3 protein-coding genes are annotated in these 1,823 nt (G+C 44.4%); 1 reads left to right on the forward strand and 2 read right to left on the reverse strand.

Annotated elements, in window-relative coordinates; translation table 11 throughout:
- Positions 1 to 357 precede the first annotated feature (357 nt).
- Together QT974_RS33935 and def are read right to left on the reverse strand one after the other, a co-directional pair.
- Positions 358 to 558, reverse strand: coding sequence for a hypothetical protein (locus QT974_RS33935; RefSeq protein ID WP_199292547.1), 201 nt, complete (start codon positions 556 to 558; stop codon positions 358 to 360).
- Positions 558 to 1,118, reverse strand: a complete 561-nt coding sequence (def, locus tag QT974_RS33940; RefSeq protein ID WP_333472749.1) for a peptide deformylase — start codon at positions 1,116 to 1,118, stop codon at positions 558 to 560. Before def ends, QT974_RS33935 begins: the two co-directional genes overlap by 1 nt.
- Before the next feature lie 101 nt (positions 1,119 to 1,219).
- On the opposite strand from def, the gene QT974_RS33945 reads away from it, so the two are divergent.
- Positions 1,220 to 1,732 (forward strand): DUF1648 domain-containing protein, encoded by a 513-nt coding sequence (locus QT974_RS33945; RefSeq protein WP_333472750.1) that lies wholly within the window; start codon positions 1,220 to 1,222, stop codon positions 1,730 to 1,732.
- Positions 1,733 to 1,823 lie beyond the last annotated feature (91 nt).

Genomic DNA, 1,823 nt, shown 5'->3' on the forward strand with positions numbered 1-1,823 from the left:
TTGGTTATTGGTTATTGGTTATTGGTTCTTGGTTATTGGTTATTGGTTATTGGTTATTGGTTATTGGTTCTTGGTTATTGGTTATTGGTTCTTGGTTATTGGTTCTTGGTTATTGGTTATTGGTTATTAGTCATCAGTTATTAGTTATCAGTTGTTAGTTATTTGTTATTTGTTATTTGTGATTGATGCTTGGCGAGCAGTTATTAGTTATTCGTAACAATCAACAACTAACCACTAACACTCAAGAACTAGAAATTAACAACAAGCAATACAGGCAAACTCACCAATAACCAATAACCAAGAACAACTAACTACTGACTAATGACTAATGACTAATGACTAATGACTAATGACTAATCATAGATTTGCTCTGGCATCCTGAACCGCTGCATAGAAAAATATGCCTGTGAGCGGTACGCTGAGGGCGAGGATGATGCCGGTAACTAAATTGCCGAGTTGAGCTTCTCCCGAAGACAGCTCAAAGATTGACCCGACTGCGGCGATCGCAGTGATGCACGAAAGAGCTAACAATAAACCACTTTTTGGAGTTCCTGCCATCATACTGATTTGACTGCCTTTGGCGAAAATTTCATCTTGACTAATTCTTCATTCAGTGCGAGCTTGTTTTCTACTCTGTCTACAAATAGCACTCCGTTGAGGTGATCCATTTCGTGCTGAATTGCCCTCGACAATAACTCTTTGGCTTTTAGGGTTTGCGGGCGGCCGAATTCGTCGCGGTAGGACACTTCAATGACTTCTGGGCGTTTGACTTCCAAATAGACCCCCGGAATGCTCAGACACCCTTCTTGCATGATGCAGATATCGCCGCTGCTACTTTTGATAGTGGGGTTAATCAAAACCAATGGGGGTGTGGCGGGGTTTTCGGGGTCGCAGTCGAGTACGATTACTTGTTTGTGGACTCCGACTTGGGGGGCTGCCAAACCGATGCCGTCTGCACTGTACATGGTTTGCAGCATTTCGCGGACGAGCTGCCGAATTTCTGCATCGACGCTGTTGACGCGCTTTGCTGGCTGTCGCAGGACGCGATCGCCTAAAGTGTGTATTGTTAGGGGCGGTTTTTCTAACTTTTTCTTTTCAACCAAAACCTGAGCCGTCATAAAACCTCGCGAGATGTTTGGAAAGTCCCAACTATAGCTGCTGGGGGATTACATGGAAACCAATACTATTATTTTCAATATTAATCTAATTTTAAGTAGCCATGACTGGAAACGCACCAAACCAACGGCCTGTTATTTCTCTGGGGCTTTCGCCTGCTTTATTGGCGGTAGAGATCGCAGGGGCGATCGCGATTTTAGTGTCGATTTTGCCGATCGTACAATTTTGGGCGGTTTTGCCCGATCGAATTCCGATTCACTTCGGCTTGGGGGGGCAGCCTGATGCTTTGGGCGACAAGGTGATGATTTGGATGCTGCCGGCAGTGGCTGCTATTATTTTTGTGGTTTTAACTGCGGTATCGCGCTATCCGCATACTTTTAACTATCCGGTACGGATTACTCAGGAAAATGCGCGCCGCCAATATCTTTTGGGGCGAAGCCTTTTGGTTTGGCTAAAGGCAGAGATTTCTTGGCTGTTTGCTTTTATAGTGCGGCAGCAAATTCTTGTGGCTTTGGGCAATGCTCAAAGGTTTAGTATAGAGTTGGTTTTTGGGATATTTTTTTTGATATTTGCGACGGCTGGCTTGTATTTGGTGAGGGCTTATTTAGCGCGCTAAATGCAAGCAAAAACTTTCACATAAAAAGGTTTGATCGTTCGGAATGCGAGTCCTTTCTTTGATGCGGACTCGCATTCCGAACGATCAAACC

Source organism: Microcoleus sp. BM001215392 (genome assembly GCF_036700185.1).
GTDB lineage: Bacteria > Cyanobacteriota > Cyanobacteriia > Cyanobacteriales > Microcoleaceae > Microcoleus.